Annotated in this window: 20 protein-coding genes; 10 read left to right on the forward strand and 10 right to left on the reverse strand. The window is 60.4% G+C overall.

Translation table 11 applies throughout. From position 1 onward, the window contains the following. Positions 1-113: 113 nt before the first annotated feature. The 3 genes from VNX23_RS27470 to VNX23_RS27480 all read left to right on the forward strand — a co-directional run bounded on the left by VNX23_RS27470 (position 114) and on the right by VNX23_RS27480 (position 3,059). On the forward strand, positions 114-965 hold the full coding sequence (locus VNX23_RS27470) for an amino acid ABC transporter substrate-binding protein (RefSeq protein ID WP_325634707.1): 852 nt from the start codon (positions 114-116) through the stop codon (positions 963-965). A 622-nt stretch (positions 966-1,587) separates the two neighbouring features. Further along, positions 1,588-1,923, forward strand: coding sequence for a GYD domain-containing protein (locus tag VNX23_RS27475; RefSeq protein ID WP_325634708.1), 336 nt, complete (start codon positions 1,588-1,590; stop codon positions 1,921-1,923). A 293-nt stretch (positions 1,924-2,216) separates the two neighbouring features. After that, entirely contained in the window at positions 2,217-3,059 is an 843-nt protein-coding gene (locus tag VNX23_RS27480; RefSeq protein WP_325634709.1) for an HD domain-containing protein, read from the forward strand. A gap of 30 nt (positions 3,060-3,089) precedes the next feature. On the opposite strand, the gene VNX23_RS27485 is transcribed toward VNX23_RS27480, so the two are convergent. From VNX23_RS27485 to VNX23_RS27505, 5 genes are all read right to left on the reverse strand, one after another. Next, positions 3,090-4,028 (reverse strand): alpha/beta hydrolase, encoded by a 939-nt coding sequence (locus VNX23_RS27485; RefSeq protein ID WP_325634710.1) that lies wholly within the window; start codon positions 4,026-4,028, stop codon positions 3,090-3,092. Positions 4,029-4,151: 123 nt separating this feature from the next. Beyond that, the gene (locus tag VNX23_RS27490) at positions 4,152-4,721 is read right to left on the reverse strand and encodes a DUF6456 domain-containing protein (protein WP_325634711.1); all 570 of its coding nucleotides are present in this window, start codon (positions 4,719-4,721) and stop codon (positions 4,152-4,154) included. Between the two features lie 71 nt (positions 4,722-4,792). After that, entirely contained in the window at positions 4,793-5,350 is a 558-nt protein-coding gene (locus VNX23_RS27495) for a YdaU family protein (protein WP_325634712.1), read from the reverse strand. Then, the gene (locus VNX23_RS27500; protein ID WP_325634713.1) at positions 5,347-5,529 is read right to left on the reverse strand and encodes a hypothetical protein; all 183 of its coding nucleotides are present in this window, start codon (positions 5,527-5,529) and stop codon (positions 5,347-5,349) included. The genes VNX23_RS27495 and VNX23_RS27500 overlap by 4 nt, the downstream gene beginning before the upstream one ends. Beyond that, positions 5,526-6,059, reverse strand: coding sequence for a GcrA family cell cycle regulator (locus VNX23_RS27505; protein WP_325634714.1), 534 nt, complete (start codon positions 6,057-6,059; stop codon positions 5,526-5,528). Before VNX23_RS27505 ends, VNX23_RS27500 begins: the two co-directional genes overlap by 4 nt. Before the next feature lie 121 nt (positions 6,060-6,180). Between VNX23_RS27505 and VNX23_RS27510 the strand changes: the two genes are divergently transcribed. Together VNX23_RS27510 and VNX23_RS27515 are read left to right on the forward strand one after the other, a co-directional pair. Further along, the gene (locus tag VNX23_RS27510) at positions 6,181-6,831 is read left to right on the forward strand and encodes a S24 family peptidase (RefSeq protein ID WP_325634715.1); all 651 of its coding nucleotides are present in this window, start codon (positions 6,181-6,183) and stop codon (positions 6,829-6,831) included. Between the two features lie 164 nt (positions 6,832-6,995). Further along, complete coding sequence (locus VNX23_RS27515; RefSeq protein ID WP_325634716.1) at positions 6,996-7,271, forward strand: hypothetical protein; 276 nt, start codon at positions 6,996-6,998, stop codon at positions 7,269-7,271. Positions 7,272-7,333: 62 nt separating this feature from the next. On the opposite strand, the gene VNX23_RS27520 is transcribed toward VNX23_RS27515, so the two are convergent. The 3 genes from VNX23_RS27520 to VNX23_RS27530 all read right to left on the reverse strand — a co-directional run bounded on the left by VNX23_RS27520 (position 7,334) and on the right by VNX23_RS27530 (position 10,190). Further along, complete coding sequence (locus tag VNX23_RS27520; RefSeq protein WP_325634717.1) at positions 7,334-8,722, reverse strand: sensor histidine kinase; 1,389 nt, start codon at positions 8,720-8,722, stop codon at positions 7,334-7,336. Continuing rightward, entirely contained in the window at positions 8,709-9,401 is a 693-nt protein-coding gene (locus VNX23_RS27525; RefSeq protein WP_325634718.1) for a response regulator transcription factor, read from the reverse strand. Before VNX23_RS27525 ends, VNX23_RS27520 begins: the two co-directional genes overlap by 14 nt. A gap of 357 nt (positions 9,402-9,758) precedes the next feature. Then, the gene (locus VNX23_RS27530) at positions 9,759-10,190 is read right to left on the reverse strand and encodes a hypothetical protein (RefSeq protein ID WP_325634719.1); all 432 of its coding nucleotides are present in this window, start codon (positions 10,188-10,190) and stop codon (positions 9,759-9,761) included. A gap of 263 nt (positions 10,191-10,453) precedes the next feature. Between VNX23_RS27530 and VNX23_RS27535 the strand changes: the two genes are divergently transcribed. Further along, positions 10,454-11,401, forward strand: coding sequence for a hypothetical protein (locus tag VNX23_RS27535; protein ID WP_325634720.1), 948 nt, complete (start codon positions 10,454-10,456; stop codon positions 11,399-11,401). A gap of 38 nt (positions 11,402-11,439) precedes the next feature. Here VNX23_RS27535 and VNX23_RS27540 read toward each other — a convergent pair whose 3' ends face one another. Then, positions 11,440-12,759 carry an MFS transporter gene (locus VNX23_RS27540; RefSeq protein ID WP_325634721.1) on the reverse strand — a complete coding sequence of 440 codons (1,320 nt, stop codon included), beginning with the start codon at positions 12,757-12,759 and terminating at the stop codon, positions 11,440-11,442. Positions 12,760-12,988: 229 nt separating this feature from the next. Between VNX23_RS27540 and VNX23_RS27545 the strand changes: the two genes are divergently transcribed. Together VNX23_RS27545 and VNX23_RS27550 are read left to right on the forward strand one after the other, a co-directional pair. After that, positions 12,989-13,186, forward strand: coding sequence for a hypothetical protein (locus VNX23_RS27545; protein WP_325634722.1), 198 nt, complete (start codon positions 12,989-12,991; stop codon positions 13,184-13,186). A gap of 210 nt (positions 13,187-13,396) precedes the next feature. Then, positions 13,397-14,371, forward strand: coding sequence for an ABC transporter substrate-binding protein (locus VNX23_RS27550; protein ID WP_325634723.1), 975 nt, complete (start codon positions 13,397-13,399; stop codon positions 14,369-14,371). A 124-nt stretch (positions 14,372-14,495) separates the two neighbouring features. Here VNX23_RS27550 and VNX23_RS27555 read toward each other — a convergent pair whose 3' ends face one another. After that, on the reverse strand, positions 14,496-16,208 hold the full coding sequence (locus VNX23_RS27555) for a class I poly(R)-hydroxyalkanoic acid synthase (protein WP_325634724.1): 1,713 nt from the start codon (positions 16,206-16,208) through the stop codon (positions 14,496-14,498). Between the two features lie 501 nt (positions 16,209-16,709). On the opposite strand from VNX23_RS27555, the gene VNX23_RS27560 reads away from it, so the two are divergent. Both VNX23_RS27560 and VNX23_RS27565 read left to right on the forward strand, forming a co-directional pair. Continuing rightward, positions 16,710-18,440 (forward strand): adenylate/guanylate cyclase domain-containing protein, encoded by a 1,731-nt coding sequence (locus tag VNX23_RS27560; RefSeq protein ID WP_325634725.1) that lies wholly within the window; start codon positions 16,710-16,712, stop codon positions 18,438-18,440. Positions 18,441-18,657: 217 nt separating this feature from the next. Next, positions 18,658-20,142 (forward strand): PQQ-binding-like beta-propeller repeat protein, encoded by a 1,485-nt coding sequence (locus tag VNX23_RS27565; RefSeq protein ID WP_325634726.1) that lies wholly within the window; start codon positions 18,658-18,660, stop codon positions 20,140-20,142. Positions 20,143-20,587 lie beyond the last annotated feature (445 nt).

The raw sequence follows: 20,587 nt of genomic DNA on the forward strand, positions 1-20,587 counted from the left end.
AAACGCCCTGCTAGACTTCGTCGCGACGTGGTTCGACGATATCGAACCAGGGCGGCAGCATTGGTCTTTTGCACAATCAATTTTAGAAAAATCGATTTTTTTGGAGTAGTCACATGGGTCGGCTTGTTGTGTTCCTGGTCGCAATGATCTGCGCGTGCGGCCCGGCTTTGGCGCAAGGCGAGGAAGGGCGGCTGAAGCAGATCAGCGAAAGGGGGACCGTAAAGCTCGCCTACCGATCCGACGCCAATCCCTTTTCGTTCGTCAATGCGAAGGGCCAGCCCGACGGCTATACCGTCGACCTCTGCAAATTCGTGGTGCAGTCTCTCGAGCAGCAACTCAATGCCCGGCTCGCCATCACCTGGGTGCCCGTGGACACCCAGAACCGGATCGAGACGGTTGCGAACGGGACGGCCGACATGGAGTGCGGCTCGACCACCGTTTCCTTCGAGCGAATGAAGAAGGTGGATTTTTCGAGCTTCATCTTCATGGAGAATACAGGCCTCGTCGTCCGCGCCAATTCCAGGATTTTCAGCGTCGGCGACCTTGGCGGCAAGACCATTGCCGTGATCGCGGGCACCACGAACGAGGCCGCGCTTGCAAAGGAATTGCAGCGTCGCCAGCTCCAGACCTCGCTCATCCGGGTCAAGGACCGGCGAGAAGGAATGACCGGTCTTGAGAGCGGAGCGTTCGACGGTTTTGCCAGTGACAAGCTTCTCTTGATCGGAGCCCTGACTGCGGACGCATCGGCTTACAAGATGCTGCCCGAAAACCTTTCCTACGAACCCTATGCCATCGTCCTGCCCCGCGGCGACTGGGCATTCCGCATGGCCGTCAACAAGGGACTCTCGCAGCTCTATTCAAGTCCGCAGATTCTCGAAATCTACCTGAAATGGTTCCCCGCCATCGGCGAACGCCCCGATCTGTTGCGCGCGGCGGTTTACATCTTCGGTACTTTTCCCGACTAGCATGGCGGTTCAGAAGTCCGCATCATTGCAGCTCGCGAGTTCGTCATGCGGACTTCTGAACCAAAGCCACACTAATGGAGTGGATTTGACATTCGCTACCCACCGGGCCGCAAGCTCGTTAAGCGAATGTCAAATCCTAAACTCCACTAGAATCCTATATTTGCTAGTGGTCCCTTGATTCTAACATTCGCAAAAGCGCCTGCCGCAATGGGGAGCGAATGTTAGAATCAAGGGACCACTAGTGTCCTTTCGATTCCGAAGTTGGCAAACAAGATCACCGCAAAATGATGCGAACTTCGCAATCAGGACACTAGCACCCGCCTTCCGAAGTTCGTGAGTACAGCAACCGCTGGTGACGCAGAAGCTTCAAACCGGCGGCACCGGGCGATTTTGCGACTCAACCTCGGCGCGCTTCCGCAACATGCGCGATTGATGTAGGCTGAGCAAAGAGCCGCCCCTCGGGATGTGCCGAAGTCCCGCGAAAGATTGGCGGCGTCCGTGCCCACGGCGGGCTTTTCTCTCTATTTTATATTTATTTCCAAAACTGATGACGAACCCATTTCGACGATGTCAAAAGCGGGCGCTTCCTCATTGAACAACTCACCAACACGAGGAGATCGCCATGCATTTTTGCCTGACAGGACAATACACGCCACGAGCCATCAACAGTCTTTTGGAAAATCCCACGAACAACCGCGCTGAAGCAGCCAGGAAACTGATCGAGTCGGCCGGCGGCAAGCTGGTTTCGTTCTACAGCGTGCCCGCCGAGGGCCCCGGTGTATTGACCATCTTCGATGTGCCCGACCCCAGTTCGGCACCGGCGATCGTGGGCATCGTGGTGGGAGCCGGCACCCTCCACAATGTGAAGCTCACGCGCCTGTACACCCAGGACGAGATCATACAGGTTCGACAAAAGGCAAGTAAGCTTCGCGCATCCTACAGCCCGCCCGGCAGCTGAAACGTTCGGCGGCAGCTGGAAGCGGCTGCCGCCCTTCTCCCCGCCGCAAGCCGGAATTGATCCGCCACCGATTGCCGAATCCGCCAGGTCCTGTCATGGCCGGGGCATAGCCGTTCGAAGAACGGCGCGGCTGTCGTTCCCGCAAGCCGCTGGTTGGACCAATGTCAGCAATCCTTACCCTGATCTATCGCGAGCACTGAAGGCGCGGTTCGCCGAGAGGCAGAGGCGAAACAGCTCCGAAGGCTTCACGTTTTATTGGCAGGTGATAACATCTTCCGTCTGGGAGGGGGCCGGTGCAGACGATCACGGCCATTGCGGCCAAAAAACTCGGCAAGTTCATTGCCAAAGATTTTCGCGGCATCTTTGGTCCGGCCCACGACGAGATGGCTGAGCGGCTGGGCTCATTCGCACGCAGCACGATTGAATGCCTGGCCAGAAGCGACGCCCTCTACCACAATTACGAACACACCTTGCAGGTCACGATCGTCGGACGTGACATCCTTGCGGGAATGACGCTGACGCAGCGCATCGAACCCTTGGACTATCTGCATCTGATCGTCTCCTGTCTGCTTCATGACATCGGTTACGTGCGCGGCATCCTGAGCGGCGACACCGAGAACGAATTCGTGGTGGATGCCAGCGGCGGCAAGATCACCCTGCCCCGCGGCGCTTCTGATGCGGCGCTCTCGCCCTATCACGTCGATCGCTCGAAAATATTTGCCGCCGAGCGCCTCGCCAAATCGCCCCACTTCGACGTGGCACGGATCGCGGCCGCGATCGAGATGACTCGTTTCCCGGCCGCAACCGCGCCATCGCTCAACGGCTGCATCGAACCAAAGCTGGTCCAGGCTGCCGATCTCATCGGCCAGCTTGGCGATCCGATGTACCCGCGAAAGGCCAACGCGCTATACAGCGAGTTCGAAGAGGTCGGCATGAACCGTCAGCTCGGATATTCATCACCAGCCGACATCATCGACAAATATCCGGCATTTTACTGGAACTGCGTCTCGCCCCATATCGAGGACGGAATAAGATATCTGAACATGACCAGTTCCGGCCGGCAATGGGTCGCCAATCTGCACAATCACATTCTGTGCGCGGAGCTCGCGCAGCGCTTCATGGGGCCTCAGCGCTGAGGCAAGCGAGAATTCGGCGATCCTCCGCCTTTAACCCATGATGAAACCCTTGAGGTCCGCGTTGAGGCGATCCTTGTGGGTCAGAAAAATTCCATGCGGCGCGCCTTCATAGACCCTGAGTTCGGCGTTCGGGATCAGCGCGGTGGCCGGCCGTCCGGTCAACTCGATCGGCGCTGAAGCGTCCTTGTCGCCATGAATGATCAGCGTCGGGACGGTCATGCCGGGCAACTCCCGGCGGAAGTCGGTCGAGGTAACCTGCCTGTTGGTCTCCATGGCAACCGGCAGCGGCGTCGTCAGCATCAAGCCCTTGATCCAATCCTGCATACAAGCCGAGGCGTGGTCCAGAAAGAATGCCTTCTTGCCGTCCTCCAGCCATTTCGGAAAGTCCACCTGCAGAACGCGAGCGCGGAAGAATTCAAGCTGTTCTTCCGGAACACCGCCTGGATTACCTTCCGTCTTCATCACGAAGGGGAGCGCCGCCGGCGCGATCAGAACGATCTTGGCGACGCGCCCTGCGCCGTGGCGGGTCAAGTAGCGCACGATCTCGGCGCTTCCGAAGGAATGGCTCACCAGCGTCACCTCGTTCAGATCAAGCTCAGTCAATAACGCCGATAGATCGTCGGCGAGCGTGTCGCAATCATAACCGGACCTCGGCCTGCCCGAGCGGCCATGGCCACGGCGGTCATAGGTGATGCAGCGCATGCCCTCTCGCGCGAGCGCGCCGACCTGGTAATCCCACATCGGCGAAGGGAGCGCCCAGGCATGAACGAACACAACCGGGCGACCCTTTCCCCAATCGGCAAAGGCGATCTTGACGCCATCGGCAGTGTCGATGAAATCGCCCCCGCGCGCCCTTGCTTCCATGGAAACTGGTTGCGCGGATGCCTCTTGCGCGCCGCGCGCTTTCGGGGTGCCACCCGCGAGCAGTCCGGCTCCGATGGCTGATCTCAGAACGGTACGTCGATTCATGGCTTCGATCCTTCAATCAAATGGGCGATGAATGTGATCTTTGCCTTTCGACCGACGCGCGGCGATTACCTCGGTGGTAAAGCTGGAGCCTACAAGAATTGCCGGGTTTACTTCGCGCAGCCGTCATCCGGCGCGCACCCCCGATCTCCGCGGCGTCGCAAAGCCGTACATCAGCGCCAGCCGATCCAGGCATTCGCGGAATCTTTTCGAGAGATAGTCCATCCAGCGCTGGCCGGAGAGCCCGCGCCGCTCGGCAATTTTCTCCATGGTCAGGCCGAGGATCAAAACCTCATGCACCAGCACCGCACCGTCGGCGCCGAGTTCGCGGCTCGCGCGGTTGAGCCGCAGCACCGCCCTGCGCTGGCGTTCGGTGATCGGTTCGCGCGACGGCGAGGCATCGACATATTCCCGCGTCGGGTCGACGGCTCTTGGGCCCCGCTCGGCCTTCTCCCAATCGTCCTGAAACGCGCGTCCGCCCCGAAACTGCGCCTCATCGATCTGGTGGTGGCTGTGAAGCCGCGCGAGGGGATCGTTGCGGATCGAGCGCAGCGTGACGATTTTCTCGCCCGGTTCGAGCGCAAGCGGGTCATCCACTTCGACTTCGGCCACTTCCGCGTTCAGCGGCAGATCCTGCGCCTTGCGGTTATGAATTCTGGCAGATCTTTGCGCCTCGCTTCGTTTGGCCCGTGGCATGATGGAGCACTCCTTTTTGCAAAAGCGGGAATGGTACGAAGGTCGTTTTCGGTTCTTCCTGCCCGGCCGGCTCAACCCGTTTGTTTTGCGAGATAGGCTGCAAGCTCCGCGCTGACGGCAATCGCGGTCTTTTCCGCTTTCCCTGTGGGCGGCCTGGCAGCGAGCGAATCGGCTTCGCTCAGGTAAGGATTCGAATGTGAGTGTGGGTGTGAGTGGTCGGCGCTTCCTTGCGCTTCGCTCAAGCCCTGCGAAGCAATTGCTCGCACCGGCAGCGAGCGGGAGCGCGAGGCGTTTTCGAGCTTCATGCGCGCCAACGCCGAACCGAGGCCGCCCTTTTGCCCGGCGATCGCGCGTTTTTCCGAAACCCGCATCATCCGTTCGAGTTCGGCGTCGATCCGCTTGTGCTTCCACCCGCTGTGAAAGAAATCCTGCAGGGTCGGCCGGTACTCGCACCAGGTTTTCAGCGGCAGTTTTGTGATTTTCGAAAGCTGGCGGTCGTCGTAGGGCAACTCGCCCTTGCGCCAGTAATGCATCATCAACAGCAGATAGGCCCCGTGCTGCGCCGTGGTGAGGTGGCCGGTGTCACCGAGATAATCGCCGACATAAAGAGGCATCCAGGGGCGTTTCATACGGCGCGGTTTTCGTCTTCGGCCAAAGCCGCCAATTGATCGCGCAGCCGCACGGCCAGCGCCTCGGCCCGCGCCGAGCCGCATCCCTCCCGCCGGATCAACGCCGTGAGATGCGCGAGGCGCAGCCGAAGCGGAAGCACCCTCATCCTCTCGAAGGTGTTCGCAGCCTTCCGTGTCATGCCGCCTCCACCAGGCGCAAAAGGACCCTGCCCGCGCTGCGTTCAGACGCCGTCGGAGGGCCGCTGGTCAGATGAAAGTGCGAAACGCAGTAGCTCGAACCGTCGCGACGCGGATGGCCGCAGAAGGTGATCGCCTCCCCCTCCGCATCGCCGCCATAGGGATAGCGGCAATCACCGTTCTCAAGGTCGAGGAGGGAAAGGTGGCGCGGCACGATGGCGACGCAGCGCAGATTCAGGGCCGCGGCGCGCGCCAAAACCTTCACCAGCCGCCGGGGGGCCTTAAGAAGACCCGCGCGCTTCTTGAACAGCCGCCCAAGGCTTGGTGGCCGGGGCTTTTTCGCTCTTCCGGCACGATCGGGCTGGCCTGCGCCGGAGATCCCCATGCGCTTGGCGCGACCGATCGCGGCATTACGGCTGTAGGAAGTGTTGAAGCGCCCGTTGATCGCCCTTGCCGCTTCCGAATAGGTCATCCCCTTCTGAAGATATTCACGCAACGCCTGCGAGTGCTGCTCCGCCCAGTTTGATTGCATTCGACGTTCCGAAACACCCTGTGGTTGTTTCCAGATATTTCGGATATTCCGAAATGAAAGTCAAGCTTGATTTCGGATAATCGGAATTGCTATGTTTTCAACATTCGGAGAGAGAAGCGCCATGCTGGATGTCAGGATGATCGAGCGAGGACTGCAGAAGCCGGGCAAGACCAAGGGCGCTCTTGCGGCCGCGATGGGCGTTCGCCCCGGCGCGGTTTCCGAGATCCTGGCCGAGGCCCGCCTGATCAAGGCTTCGGAGATCCAGCCGATCATCGATTATCTCGAGCTCAATGCCGTGCCGATCATGGGCCGGGTCGGCGCGGGCGCGGCGATCGGGCCGGAACACGAGCAGGTGCCGCCGGAAGGGCTCGGCGAAATCGAGCTCCCTTTCCCGATCGCGGAGGAAACCGTCGCATTCGAGGTGGTCGGCGATTCGATGCTGCCGAAATACGAAAACGGCGACGTTATCGTGGTCTATCGCGATCAGCGCTACCCGTTGTCGAGCTTTTATGGCGAAGAGGCCGCGGTCCGCCTGAAAAGCGGGGAGCGTTATCTGAAAACCGTCGAACGGGGCAATGCCGCGAACGTGGTCAACCTGACAAGCTTCAACGCCAAGCCGATCACGGGCGTGAAGCTGGAATGGATCGGCGAGATCTGCGTCACGCTGCCGCGAGGCCAGATCGAACGGCTGCGCGCGAGAACCGCCGCCCGCTCGCGCAAGACGGTGCGAGGTCACGGCGGCCCGCGGGATGGCAAGCCTGGCGCTAAATGACCACGGCTTTTTCGTCAACGATTCGCGTGCCCGCCCCGGTTGAGGAAGGTCTTTTGCTCAATTTGTTTCTGATTTTCAGAAATAAACAATTGACCTTTTTCTGATTTTCCGAAACAATACCTCCTGGCCGGCGACCACACCCGGTGCGGAGTATTGGACAAGGCATGCAGTATTTCGTCGTGATGATCGATTATGGCCGGCGCGGGCGCGAGGCCATCGTCGATCCTGAAGTGACACGGCGCGAAGTCGTCTCGCGCATCGCCTCCGGCGAATACGGCCATATCAGCTTCATCCACGAGATCGCCGATTCCACCGTGGAGGACGTCACCGAGGAAATCCTGGCCGAAGCCGCCCTCCCCGCCATCGAAAGCCGGGAAGCCGACCTTCAGGCGGACCGCTTCGATCATTTGCGCGATCTGCGCAAGCACGAGCCGGTCTAAGCGGCTCTCCGGCAGGCGGAGGCACATTCGGCCTGAGCGGATAGACGATGCGACAGCCCCATTCACTTGACCTGCTGGCAGCCTGGCACCGAAAACCAGAGCCTGCAGCGCAGACCGGGCGAGTTGTCGAGCATTTCGATCCGCGCGCCGTGAAGACGGGCAACGGCTGCGACCAGGCTCAGTCCGAGACCGTTTCCCGAAGCGTACCGGCTTTGCTCGAGCCGATAGAATCGCTTGAAAACCTGTTCGTGCTGGTCGGCGGGAATTCCAGGTCCGTCATCGGCGATCGAGATCACCGGGCAGCGATCGGCGTATTCGCTGGTCACGACGACGTGCCCTCCGGGGCGGCCATGCTTGATGGCATTGTCGACCAGATTGGCGATGGCGTCGAACAGCAGATCGCGATCGCCGGTCACCAGCACTTCGCGATCGCCGGAAAGCGAGAGACGAGTGCCGTTCTGTTCGGCCGCGGCGTCGTACAGTTCGACCACCTCGCCTGCGATTTCGACCAGGTTGACATTGCGAAACCCGCCCTTTCTTGCCTGGGCCTCGATTTGGGCGATCCGCGTGATCGACGAAAATATCCGCAGCACGGCATCAAGATCGGTGATCGTGTCGCCGATCAGCGATTGATCAAGCTCGGCGCTTCGCCGGCTGTGATAGGCCTTCTCGAGCCGGCCGCGCATTCGCGTCAGCGGCGTCCGCAGGTCGTGCGCAACGTTGTCGCTCACCTGCTTGACTTCCCCCATCAGGGTTTCGATGCGGTCAAGCATCAAATTGAGGTTCTCCGCCACGCGATCCCATTCGTCATCGCTGCCGCGAAGCGGAATACGCTTGTCTGGTCCGCTGAGCATGATGGCACGGCTGGTGGCGTTGATCTGCTCAATTCGCCCCACCGTCCGATGGGTCACCAGGATGCTCGCCGCAGCCGCGATCGCAAACATCAATGAGACGGCCGAGATCGCCGCGGTCCAGATCGACGCGGTAAAGCTCTCGAGGTCGGCAATATCTCGCCCGACCAGCAATCGATCGCCGCCTGGAAATGTCAGGAGCAGTCCGCGCACCAGTGGCGGCCGGGTGAACTCCGGCGACCCTGTGGCGCGAAATTCCGTCCAGCCCGAGGACGAGGCGACCGCCGACGGCCACTGCCTGAGATTGCCGGCCAGAATGGCGCGAGAGGAATCGGCGAGAACATAGATGTGGTCCGCAAGCGTCTTGTCGGCCATCCGTTGTCGAATAAGTTCGATCGTCCCATCGCGACCCGATCGCTCATAGGCATTGCTAAGCAGCAAATACTCGCTCCTGATCGCGCGATCCGACCCGCCACGCACGTAAGAGGCGGTAGCGAAATAGACGTAGAGAAATATGGTCGACGCGATCAGCCCGAAGGCGGCGATTCCGATCAGCGCCAGCCTGAAGGTCGAGGACGCTAAAGTCTTAGCCAGGAGCACGGAGACAATACCCGACGCCGCGAACTGTGTGAATCAACGGATAAGCCTGCTGTTCGTCGACCTTCCGCCGCACGCGCCCGACATAGACGTCGATGATGTTGGTCGATGGATCGAAGTGAAGATCCCAGACATGCTGCAGCAACATCGCCCGGGATACGACCCGGCCTTCGTTGCGCGCAAGGTATTCCAAGAGCTGGAACTCCCTGGGAAGCAGCGTGATTTCCTTGCCATGCCGGCTGGCCGACCGCGAGATCAGGTCGATCGAAAGATCGCCGACGCGCAAAATGGTCTCCTTGGCAATGGTGTCGCTGCGTCGTCCAAGCGCCTCGAGCCGGGCCAGAAGTTCGACGAAAGAAAAAGGTTTCACCAGATAGTCGTCGCCGCCGGCGCGCAGACCGCGCACCCTGTCGTCGACCTCTCCCAGTGCGCTGATGATCAGGAATGGCGCGCCGACGCCGCGATCGCGCAATCGACGCATGACGGTAATTCCGTCGATGTCCGGCAGCATGCGATCGATCGTGATCACGGCATAGTCACTCGTCGTTCCCCGGCTCAGCGCTTCATTGCCTGTTGTGGCCAGATCGACCCGGTAACCGCTCGTCACGAGCTGTTCCATGAGCTGACCGGCGGTTTCCGGGTCGTCCTCGACTACGAGAATACGACGATGACCTCCCATCATGGCCTTCAGTCTCCGAACCACCGGCCGAGGCGAGTTCGTCCGGCCGAAATCGCAAATCGATCAGCTTGCATCATCGAGTAATACTAGTGTCCCGATTCCGAAGTTCGTATCATTGTGCGGCGTACTCGTTTAACGAACTTCGGAACCGAAGGGACACTGCAAATCTGTGATTCTAGTGTGGCTTTTGGTTCAGAAGTCCGTATGACGAACCCGCGAGCTGCAATGATACGGACTTCTGAACCGCCACACTAGTTCGAAGCCGCGTAAGCCGATTCGCAAATGCGCGTGATGATCGCGACCACTCTCACCCCTTCAATCGTGTCGGAGATCGCGAGCGATCGCGACCATCACGGGCGGTTAGTACCCGTAGTTCGCGCAGACATTGACCCACTGTGGTCCGTAGGCCGTCCACACCTGGCTCCAGCAGCTATCGTAGGCGGCGTAGACGAAGGGTCCGCCAAAGAACGCAAAGCGATTGAAGCGGTGATGGAAGAAGCGGTGATGGAAGCCGTGATGGAATGCGGAGCTTGCGAAACGAGGCGAGATTGCCGCATTTGCAAAGCGCGCATTCGCAAAGCGCGCGCCGTTGAACTGCGGGCTTGCCGCGCTAAAGCGCATTCCTCCGCCCATTGCGCCGACCGGCATTGCCCTTCCCATGCCGCCCATGCCGCCACCGTGCATTCCTCCCATGCCCCCGCCAAATCCGCCTCGGGCGAAAGCCGGTGCGGCGAGAGCAAGTGCCGTGCCGAGCGCCCCGGCAGCCAGGCAGTTCAGGAGCTTGCGGTCCATCCTAATTCCTCCTTCATCGAATTGCAGCGACGAGTCCCGTCGCAGGACGAGAGCCAGGTAGGAGACCAGACAAGCCGGTGATTTCAAATGAAAAAGGCGACAGATTCTGACACTGAAGTTAGCTTCCGGATTTGACCGATCGTCAGCGGCAACGCGCAAGCGCCTTCGTGGTCTTTCGCCCTGCGCGAGATCGCCCGCTCGCCCTCACATTGTGCTAGGTTGAGCCGGCACGATACTCTGCCATCAGCCTGGAACGTTGCGCCGTGACCGATGATCATGAGCCGGCATGGAGCGAGGACAGCCGCTTCCGCGGCGCAGTCGATGATGTGATCATCATCCCGCTTGTTCTTGTCGTGCTCGCCGCAAGCAAGACCCTGCGATTCATCCTTTGGATCCTGATGCGGCTGCTCGACTATGCCTTCCCTTTGGCCATGCAGATCGTCTGGCTTCCACTGTTCGCAATCAGGGTCCTTGGCAATGTCGCCGTCATCGTCATGAGCGGAGCATTGCTCTTCCTTCCGCTTTCCGAGAGCAAACGTCGGCTGTGGCGGATGTCGATCCGCAGGAACTGGTCCTGGTTGCGGCGGAAGATCAGCTATCGAGCGTTCGAACAGGCGGTGCATCGTGCCTTTGAAAGCGGCATGGCGTGGGTGTTCCGAAAATGCCGGCATCTCACGCCGAACACCGCGTTGCTCGTCATCCTCGGTGCGGTGCTTTGGCTGCCGATCTCCTTTGCGGCCGCGACCGCAATGCACGCGGTATTGCTTGCCAAGGTGACGTCCTGGCCGGCGTGGACGCAACTGTTGCATCCGCTGGCGACGATCATCGCCAAGAGCAAGCTTTTGGTACTGCCGGTGTACCCCGCAGCCTGGCCACAGGCCAAAAAACATCCGCTCGTTCAGCGGGTCATCAGCGGCTATGAAGCCATCAAGTCCGTGTATGTGATCCAGAAGGTCGGATTCCGCTATCGGCAGGTGGAGACCGCCGGCGTCGCGGCGATTGAGCGGCTCGAGCGCACCGCCGGCCTTGCATCGGCGGTGAGGTGGTTGCGCTCGGCGCATATGGCCGAACATCTCGGCGTCGAAAAACCCACCCGGAAATTCCGTTCATTCTTCTCGCGCTGGTCCATCAAATTCTCGGCCGAATATTACGAAACCAGGGAACGGCAGAGCTCGGGCCTCCCGTCATTGGACAGCGGCAAGCCGCTGTGATGACGATCGATCCCGACACGTCTTCGAGGAATTCCGCTTCACTCCTGCGTAATGAAGAGCTTCAGCGACAGTGAGGCCACCATCGCCGCCACCATGATGGCGGCGAGCGCAAGCAGTCCGACGACATAGGAGCCTGAAAACTCCTTCAGCCAGCCCATCATGAAAGGTCCGACAAAGCCGCCGACGGTCGCAATGCTGTTGATGAAGGCGAGCCCGCCCGCGGCGGCAACGCCGGTGAGGAAGCGCGTCGGAATGCTCCAGAAGATCGCGCGTGCCGCGGTCACGCCGATCAGCGTGAGGCTGAACCCGATCACGGCCACCGTCACCGAGCCGGAGACGATCGGCGCCAGAAGTCCCAGGCCACCCAGCAGACACGCAAGCGCCAGATTGACGATGCGTCGGCCCTTCTCATCGACATAGCGCGCCCACAGGATCATGCCGACGGATGCAAAGAGATAAGGGATCGCCGTGATCCAGCCGATCGCAAGATTCGTCAGGTGATATTCCTTCAGCATCAGCGGCAGCCAGATGCCGATGCCGTAGGATCCCAGCGTAAAGCCGAACTGGATCGCGGTGCAGATCAGGACGCGCGCATCCTTCAGCGCCGCCCAAAGCGAGGTGTGAGGGCGCTCCCGCACTTCCGAAGCCAGCACGCCGACGAGCGCGTCGCGCTCCTCGCCCGTGAGCCAGAGAGCGGCTTGCGGACGATCGGAAAGCAATTTCAGCGTCGCAAAGCCGAGGGGAACGCAGGGCAGGCTCACCAAGAGAAACAGCCATTGCCATCCCTTCAAGCCCCAGATTCCATCCATCTGGAGCAGCATGCCGCACACCGGTCCGCCGATCAGCGAGGACAGCGGAATGCCGACCAGGAACCAGGCCAGCATGCGCGTGCGGTACTGGGCGGGAAACCATGCGGCGAGGAAGAACGTCACGCCGGGAAAGAAGCCGGCTTCCGCGATCCCGAGTAGCAGACGCAAGCCGTAAAAACTGTTCGGCCCGACCACGAACGCGGTCGCCGCGGACACGAGGCCCCAACTGATCATGATGCGGGCGAGCCATCGCCGCGCGCCGACACGATAGAGCAACAGGTTGCTCGGTATTTCGAACAGCGAATAGCCGACGAAGAAAATGCCGGCGGCCAGTCCAAACTGATGCGCCGTCAGCCCCAGCTGCTGGTTCATGGTCAGTGCAGCAAAGCCAAGGCTTGTGCGATCGAGATAGTTGAAGAGGTACGCGATGGTGAGAAGCGGTACGAACCTGATCGCGGCCTTTCGAACGGCACCTTGCAGCAGCGAATCACTCGCAGCCCTTGTTGCGACGTCGACATCGCCGGGGACGCTTGGCTGCAGGAGTGTCATCCCTCGATTTCCTTCCCCGTGATGGTTTTCGTCATCTGAAATCGAGTTCCGCCTATAGCACGATACCGGCACCGGCCGTGGAAATGTAACTGATATGTCACAAGCACAAATATTGTGCAGGACGTTCCTCAAACGTTCGGCAGAGTTAATGAGGCACCTTTTGTGCTCTGCGGTAGGCTCCGATTTGGGGGTTGGGTCTAGCGCACTTCTGCTTGTGGGGAGAGCCGATATGCCAGCCTACGTTCAACATCATCATATCGTCGAGACGGCTCCGGTCATCTGCCCTGGCTGCATGGGATTGCTTCCGATGTACGTCAGAGACGTCGAGCCGCACTGGAACATGTCAAGGATTGATTTCATCTTTGAATGCTCGGATTGCGGCGCCGAAGTCCGGCAGACGGTGACCAAGTCCGTGCAGTGGCACTAGGACGCTGGGGGCACCTCGCGCGTCCGCTTTCCGCGTGAAGTAATGCAAACGCGACAAGGCTGATTGTCGCAGGTGCTCGGGCTGCGCCTGTCCTTTGACGCGAGCCTGCCGCACGTCATTTCTGCCAGCATCGAAAGCCGACATCGGATCGGCCTTAACGGCTCTCGCATGACAAGCTACGATGCCCCGTGACTCCAACACGGTGCGGCAATGAAACGGCGCGAGTTCATTGCGGGGTTGGCAATCGCCGCCACGCTGCGGCTACCCGCATTCGCGCAGAAATCCACCCTTCCGGTCATCGGGTTTTTGAGCAGCCGATCACCCGGTGAATCCGAGGCCGTGGTGTCCAAATTTCGCGAGGGGCTCGGCGAAAGCGGATACGTCATTGGCGAAAACGTCCTGGTCGACTATCGTTGGGCTGAAGGCCGCTACGAGCGGCTCGCAACGCTGGCGGCCGATCTTATCGCCTTGCGTGTCGCCGTGCTTTTTGCAGCCGGTGGACCGCCTGCAGCACTTGCTGCGAAGGCGGCAACTTCAACCATACCTGTGGTGTTTTCAGCGGTACCGGATCCGGTTCGGCTCGGCCTTGTCACCAGCTTGGGGCGCCCTGGAGGCAACCTCACGGGTATGAGCACATTCACGGCGGACTTGGGCGCCAAGGAAGTCGAGCTTTTGAAAGAGCTGGTACCCACCATCAAGGCGCTCGTCTATCTCGTCAACCCGAGCAACCCGAGCGGCGAGCTTGAAGTAGCCTCCGCCGTGGCCGCGGCGCGCGCCGCGGGGATCGAAGTGCAGGTTCTCAAAGCGAGCACGGAATCGGAACTGGAGAGCATTTTCGCCTCATGGCCCAGTGCCGACGGCCTGATCGTGGCGGGTGAGCCTTTTTTCGACAGCCAGCGATCTCGCATTGTCGCACTGGTCGCGAAACATGGCACGCCGGCGATGTATAGTTGGCGCGAGAATGTCGTCCTGGGCGGACTCATCAGCTATGGATCGAGCCTGACGGATTCCTACCGCAAGGCCGGCGCCTACACCGGGCGAATTCTCAAAGGCGAAAAGCCCGCCGATCTGCCGGTCATGCAGCCGACGAAATTCGAGATGGCGATCAATTTGAAGACAGCGAAAACGCTTGGCATCGTGGTGCCGCCCACCCTCCTCGCACGGGCCGACGAGGTGATCGAATAAGCCTTGTCCGCCGCATCTGCCGGCCTCCCGTCCCGATTCTTTCGTGCATTCGACTCGAATGAGTTTGCGGACTCGCGCCAAGGTCCGGTCCGCAAGCCTCACGCACGGCCACGACGAGAGCAGGTCAATTGGATTTTTGCCTGACGTAGCGGCCGGGGGCGGGCTCGATCACCTGATAGTTGTCGTTGCCCGGATGCGATGGCGCGCCGACCGTGCCGCTGGAATGATGTTTCATCCAGCGATCCCAATCGGGCCACCAGCTTCCCGGCTTCTCTTCGGCCTTGTCCAGCCAATCCTCGGCCACACCTTTCAGATCATCGTTGACCCAATAACTGCGCTTCTTGCGGGCGGGCGGATTGATGACGCCCGCGACGTGACCGCTGGCCGCCAAAACAAACCGCGGTTCTTTTCCGATGATGTCCTTGGAGCGGAACGCGCTCTGCCACGGCACGATATGGTCCTCGCGCGAGGCCAAAAGGTAGATCGGTGCTTTCACTTTTGACAAATCGATCCGCTCGCCACATTGCGTCGTCGCGCCAGCGTCCTTGATCTTGTTATCAAGATAGGTATTGCGCGTGTACCAGCAGTACATCGGCCCCGGCAGGCTGACGCTGTCGGAGTCCCAGTACAACAGGTCGAAAGTGTCCCGGCCCTCACCCTTCAGGTAACTGTCGACGACATAGCGCCAGATCAGATCATTGGCGCGCAGGGTTCCGAACGTAAACGCCAGTTCCTTGCCGGGCAGAATGCCACCGCTTCCGATCGTCGCCTCGCGCAACATCACGGAATTCCGGTCGATGAGGAGGCCGATCTCGCCGGTGTCCTCGAAGTCGATCATCGTGGTGAGCAGCGTGATCGTGGAAAGCTTGTCTTCTTTTCGCGCGGCGAGAACTCCGGCCGCGCAGCTCAGAATCGTACCGCCGACGCAAAAGCCCAACGCGTGGACCTTGTCGACGTTTGCAATGTCGCGCGCGACATCGATGGCCTTGAGCGGCCCGAGCTGCAGGTAGTCGTCCCAGCTCAGGCGCTGGATATCGGGGACGGCGCTGCGCCACGAAATCAGGAAGGTCTGAAAACCCTTCTCGACGGCGTATTCGACAAAGGAGTTTCCGGCGCCGAGATCGAGCAGATAATATTTGTTGATGCAGGGCGGCACGATCACGAGCGGTGTTTTCTCGACCTCGGCCGTCTGTGGGGTGTACTGAATGAGCTGGATCAGCTCGTTCTCGAACACCACCGACCCTGGCGTCACGGCAAGATTGCGGCCGACCTCGAAGGCGGACTCGTCGACCCGGGTGATCCGTCCCTTTTGCAAATCGTCGATCAGGTTCTGCATCCCGGCGATCAGGCTCGCCGAACGCGTCCGGATCGCGGTACGAATGACCTCCGGGTTAGTCGCCGGGAAATTCGCAGGACTCATCGCATCGATGAATTGCCGCGCATAGAAGCGAAGCTGCAGCTTTGACTTGTCGTCGACGTGGGCCTGATCGACGATATCGGCCAGTTGCTTCGAGGCCATCAGATAGGAATGTTTGATGAGATCGTAGTAGGGCGAGTGCTGCCAGGCTTCATCCTGGAAACGTCGATCGCGAGGCGGCGGCGCAGCGGACGATTTGGGAAAACTCCCCTTCCAGAGCCCCAGGAGTTGCGACCAGTACTGCCTCTGCAAATCTGCCGCGAAGGTTATTGGCGAGACGCCCTCGCGCTTGCCGGGTTCGGCCCCGATGCCCATGGCACTGGTGAGCGCATCGTCGAATTGCTTGGCTGCTTGCTGGCCGGCACTCATCAGGCTCTCGAAATATTCCGACATGCCGGTTTCCGATGACGGGCGATCCATCTGAACCTCCGAGAAGTTGTCGGCCGCTATTGTCCGCGCCTTCGAACCTGGCCAGCGGCCATTTTTCCGCGCCTGGCAATTTCAATCAATTGCCAGATCCACGTTTTGTTCGCCGCGGCGCCGTCTGCGTTGACATAGATCAACAAAGGCGAAACGCCTCATCTTCCACCTGCTCCCACTTGCAGAACGGACTCGCCGGGACGCCGCCACAACAGGCTCCTTTCCGACGAGGCATTGATTCATTCGAATTCCGGCTCCGCGAGGGATCTGCTGGCGATTTGACCGGACCGGCCGGGTGTAGGACCTACCTCACCGCTCTCCCTCTGCTGACATGCGCGGCAAGGTTGCTGCCCGAGGGCCGATCCGAGCCGAGAGCGGGATGCGACGCAGGTTGCCGTGTGCAATGCTGTCGCACCCGAACGCCGGGCGAAGCCACGTTCTAGACTTTTGAACCCGCGCGCCTAAAATTCTTTGCATTGGAGCTCCATAAACGGGTGTCTGATGGCCGAACCACGCATCGAGCGGCGCCTCGCCGCCATTCTGGCTGCCGATGTCGTGGGCTACAGCCGGCTGATGGGCGCTGACGAGCTCGGCACATTCGAAAGAATTCGCGCCCATCGCAAGGAGCTGTTCGAGCCGGAGATCGCAAGATACCGCGGGCGCATTTTCAAACTGATGGGAGATGGACTGCTGGCCGAGTTCGGCAGCGTCGTCGATGCCGTCAATTGCGCGGTGGCGCTGCAGCGCTCCATGCTCCTGCGCAACGACGGAATTTCCAACGAGCAGCGTATTGACGTGCGCATCGGTATCAATCTCGGCGATGTGATCCTCGAGGACGGGGATCGTCACGGCGATACCATCAATCTGACTGCACGGCTCCAGCAGATGGCCAACGGCATCTGCGTCTCCCACAAGGTGAGAACCGAGGTTCAGGGCAAGGTCGACATCGACTTCGAGAATGGCGGGGAACAGCGACTGAAGAACATCGCGCAACCGACCACGGTCTTCCACTGGCAGCCGGAGGGAGTAGCGCCCCCGGTGACGGCCGATGTCCGCTCCGAAGGTATTCGGGAGGGGGTAATCGCAAGCGACGGAGCGAAACCCTCGCTGGCCCTTTCCCCTCTTGATGTGCTGGCCGGCGATCCTCGGGCCGTTTCGGTCGCGGCAGTTGTGAACGAGGCCGTGGCGTCATCGCTCGCCAATCTCACCGGCATCTCGCTGGTTACCGCGCCGGGTGAGGCCAGCTATCGCGTTCTTGGCAGCGTCCAGACGTCCGGACCTCGCTTTCGGATCACCATGAGGCTTCTCGACCAGCGTTCGAAGAAGCAGTTCTGGTCGGAGCGTTTTGACGGAGACATAGCAACCACCTTTGATGCGCTGGACAATCTCGCTTTTCGCATCTGCTCGGCGTTGCGGTACGAGATTTACGAGCGAGAGACGGAGCGGTCGCGCCTGCGCTCTCTGGAGGAGCAGACGAACGAGGAACTGATGGGCCAGGCGGGCCATATCCTGTTGAATTCGAGACGGTCCGATTACGAGCGGTCCGTCATGCTCATCGACCTCGTGGTGAAAAGAGACCCCAACAATTTCATGGCGCTCGCCATCAGGGCGTGGGGAGCGATGGTCGAGGTTGTTTGTGGCTATCGGGAGGTGTCACCAGCCGATTCGAAGATCGCGCTGGAGTTCGCCCGCGAGGCGATCGAGCTCAACGGGCGCAGCGATTTTGCGCATCTGGTCTACGGCCTGATTCTTCTTTATCTCAGGCGTGATCTTGACGCGGCGCTTCGCCAGGCAAGGCGCAGCCTGGAACTGAACCCGAACTACGCGCTGGCGATCGATCTCCAGGGCATGGCGATGATGTATTCCGGCGATGCCGACGCGGGTCTGCGCGAGAGCAAGCGCGCGCTGGACGCCAATCCCCGGTTCCCGGCAAACAACTGGTTCATGGACAATCTGTCGATCGGAAATTTCCTTCGGGAAGACTATGCAACCGCGATCGAATGGTCTCGGCGTTCCGATCACATCCATGGCGAAATTCCGCGATGTCTGTTGCTGCTGATTACCTGTTGCACGCGCGTCGGAGCCGTTGCCGAGGCGAACAGGGAAGTCGACCGCCTCATGCAAGCCTGCCCCGATTTTCGCATTCGCGATCTGCGGCGCTGGCCCTTTCTGAACGAGCAGGACTGGACCAGGCTTACCGGCGGGCTGGTGCAGGCCGGGTTGGCGCAGTGAGCCGTAGCCAGTCGGATTGGCCAGGCCGTCGGTGACGGCCAGGCGAGCCCGACCGGCCGCGGATGCCGTGGAACCGGAAAACAGGCTCGCTGATTGCCTCTTCTGGCCCGCAGATCATCCGACTCTGGCACCGAAGGTCGGATGGAGTGACCCCTGCCCTGACATAGGCCGCGGCGCCGGTGATCGGCATCACGAGCCACTAAGAGGCTTTTCCAACATGAGAGCATGGGCTGCCTTGATCGCAGGAATGTTGGCAATCCCGAACGCGCCGCCGTCCGCGATCGCGCAGGACAAATCGGTATTGACGTTTCACGGCGACGTCAGTCGAAGCGGCCATTTTGTCGTACCGGCGCTCTCCGTCGAAAAGGCCAGGTCCTTGCGCCTTGATCGAACCTTCGATGCTGCCGGCGTTGGCCCTCTCTATGCTCAGCCGCTCTACTGGCGCCCTTCGGGCGCAAACGGCGGAATCCTCCTTGTCGCGGCCGAGAACGATGTGGTCCAGGCTATCGACGCAACAACCGGCAAGGAATCATGGAGACGCAAGGTCGGGCGGCCGGTTTCCCGTGGCTCACTGCCATGCGGGAACATTGATCCGCTCGGTATTACCGGCACACCGGTCATCGATCCCGCGACGCAAGCGATCTATTTCGACGCGGCCGTCGAGCTGTCGGGCGGCATTCGCCACCAGCTGTTCGCCCTTTCGGTGAAGGATGGTACCGTCCTCCCCGGCTGGCCGATCGACGTTGCCGAGGCCTTGCAAAAGTCCGGACGCCGGTTCGATCCAGCCGTCCAGAACCAGCGCTCAGCGCTTACGATCCTCGATGATACCCTCTATGTCGCCTTCGGCGGTCATTTCGGAGATTGCGGAGACTACCACGGCTGGGTGATCGGGATTTCCCTGCATGACGCCAATAAAATTGTCAGCTTCGAAACACGCGCGCGCGGCGGCGGCATTTGGGCCCCGGGCGGATTGAGTGTTGTCGGAGGCGAGCTGGTTTTCGCCACCGGTAATACGATGGGCGCTCAAAGCTGGAGCGACGGCGAAGCCGTGTTTCGCCTCGGTGCGGACCTGCGCCGCAGCGAAAACAAGAAGGACTATTTTGCGCCGTCGGACTGGAAAACACTCGACGCTCAGGATGCCGATCTCGGAGGAAGCAATCCGCTGCCGCTCGACCTTCCAGGCGCAGACGGCGGCCGCCCCTTGGTGCTGGCGCTCGGCAAGGATCGCAAGGCCTACCTTCTCGATCGGAAGGATTTCGCTGGCATCGGGGGTCAATTAGCAGTGCAAACCGTCTCGGAGACGGAGATCATCACCTCGCCGGCTACCTATCCCGTTGGCAAGGATGTCTTCGTCGCCTTTCAGGCGCGAGGGGCGCGTTGCCCGAAAGCCAGCGGTGGCCAGGGGTTGACAGTCCTGAAGATCTCGCCGGGTTCGCCGCCGAGCATGACGACCGCCTGGTGCGGCGCGCTCCGCGGCCGTGGTTCGGTGATCGCCACCACCACGGACGGTCAATCCGACCCGATTGTGTGGGCACTTGGCGCCGAGGGCGACAATCGGCTGCATGCCTTCCGCGGCGATACCGGCGCGCCGATTTTCACCAGTGAGCCCTTGAGCGGCCTTCGGCACATGCAGACGCTGATCGCGACGGAAGATCGTCTCTATGTCGGCGCCGACGAGCGGATCTATTCGTTCAAATTCTAGTGTGGCGGTTCAGAAATCCGCATCATCACTGCCGCGAGCTCATCATGCGGATTTCTGAACCCAAGCCACACCACTGGAGTGGATTTGACATTCGCGACCGCGCCAATCGCGAATTCGAAAAGCGAATGTCAAAACGAAAACTCCACTAGAAACCGATATTTGCTGGTGGTCCTTGGATTCCAACATTCGCAAGATTGCCTGCCGAGATGGGATGCGAATGTTGGAATCGGACCACCAGAAGCAATATGTTGTTGCTAGTGTCCTTTCGATTTCCGAAGTTCGCAAACCAGGTTGCCGCGCAATGATGCGAACTTCGCAATCAGGACACTAGAACCTATCTCAAAATTGCCTGAAGAGGATAAGTAGGCAAGCGAGTTGAACGAAACCGAGAAAGTTTTGAGGATAGAACTCCCAGCGGACCAGCAGGCGCCGGCGCCACTGAATC

Origin of the sequence: Bradyrhizobium sp. (genome assembly GCF_035570375.1) — a bacterium.
Lineage (GTDB): Bacteria > Pseudomonadota > Alphaproteobacteria > Rhizobiales > Xanthobacteraceae > Bradyrhizobium.

Coding starts and splice junctions, on each gene's coding strand:
- VNX23_RS27495 (WP_325634712.1), bottom strand. CDS start 5,350: ATGAAACGCCCCTGGATGCCTCTTTATGTCGGCGATTATCTCGGTGAC.
- VNX23_RS27490 (WP_325634711.1), bottom strand. CDS start 4,721: ATGCCACGGGCCAAACGAAGCGAGGCGCAAAGATCTGCCAGAATTCAT.
- VNX23_RS27555 (WP_325634724.1), bottom strand. CDS start 16,208: ATGGATCGCCCGTCATCGGAAACCGGCATGTCGGAATATTTCGAGAGC.
- VNX23_RS27545 (WP_325634722.1), top strand. CDS start 12,989: ATGCCAGCCTACGTTCAACATCATCATATCGTCGAGACGGCTCCGGTC.
- VNX23_RS27560 (WP_325634725.1), top strand. CDS start 16,710: ATGGCCGAACCACGCATCGAGCGGCGCCTCGCCGCCATTCTGGCTGCC.
- VNX23_RS27565 (WP_325634726.1), top strand. CDS start 18,658: ATGAGAGCATGGGCTGCCTTGATCGCAGGAATGTTGGCAATCCCGAAC.
- VNX23_RS27505 (WP_325634714.1), bottom strand. CDS start 6,059: ATGCAATCAAACTGGGCGGAGCAGCACTCGCAGGCGTTGCGTGAATAT.
- VNX23_RS27470 (WP_325634707.1), top strand. CDS start 114: ATGGGTCGGCTTGTTGTGTTCCTGGTCGCAATGATCTGCGCGTGCGGC.
- VNX23_RS27550 (WP_325634723.1), top strand. CDS start 13,397: ATGAAACGGCGCGAGTTCATTGCGGGGTTGGCAATCGCCGCCACGCTG.
- VNX23_RS27485 (WP_325634710.1), bottom strand. CDS start 4,028: ATGAATCGACGTACCGTTCTGAGATCAGCCATCGGAGCCGGACTGCTC.
- VNX23_RS27510 (WP_325634715.1), top strand. CDS start 6,181: ATGCTGGATGTCAGGATGATCGAGCGAGGACTGCAGAAGCCGGGCAAG.
- VNX23_RS27515 (WP_325634716.1), top strand. CDS start 6,996: ATGCAGTATTTCGTCGTGATGATCGATTATGGCCGGCGCGGGCGCGAG.
- VNX23_RS27540 (WP_325634721.1), bottom strand. CDS start 12,759: ATGACACTCCTGCAGCCAAGCGTCCCCGGCGATGTCGACGTCGCAACA.
- VNX23_RS27525 (WP_325634718.1), bottom strand. CDS start 9,401: ATGATGGGAGGTCATCGTCGTATTCTCGTAGTCGAGGACGACCCGGAA.
- VNX23_RS27475 (WP_325634708.1), top strand. CDS start 1,588: ATGCATTTTTGCCTGACAGGACAATACACGCCACGAGCCATCAACAGT.
- VNX23_RS27500 (WP_325634713.1), bottom strand. CDS start 5,529: ATGACACGGAAGGCTGCGAACACCTTCGAGAGGATGAGGGTGCTTCCG.
- VNX23_RS27530 (WP_325634719.1), bottom strand. CDS start 10,190: ATGGACCGCAAGCTCCTGAACTGCCTGGCTGCCGGGGCGCTCGGCACG.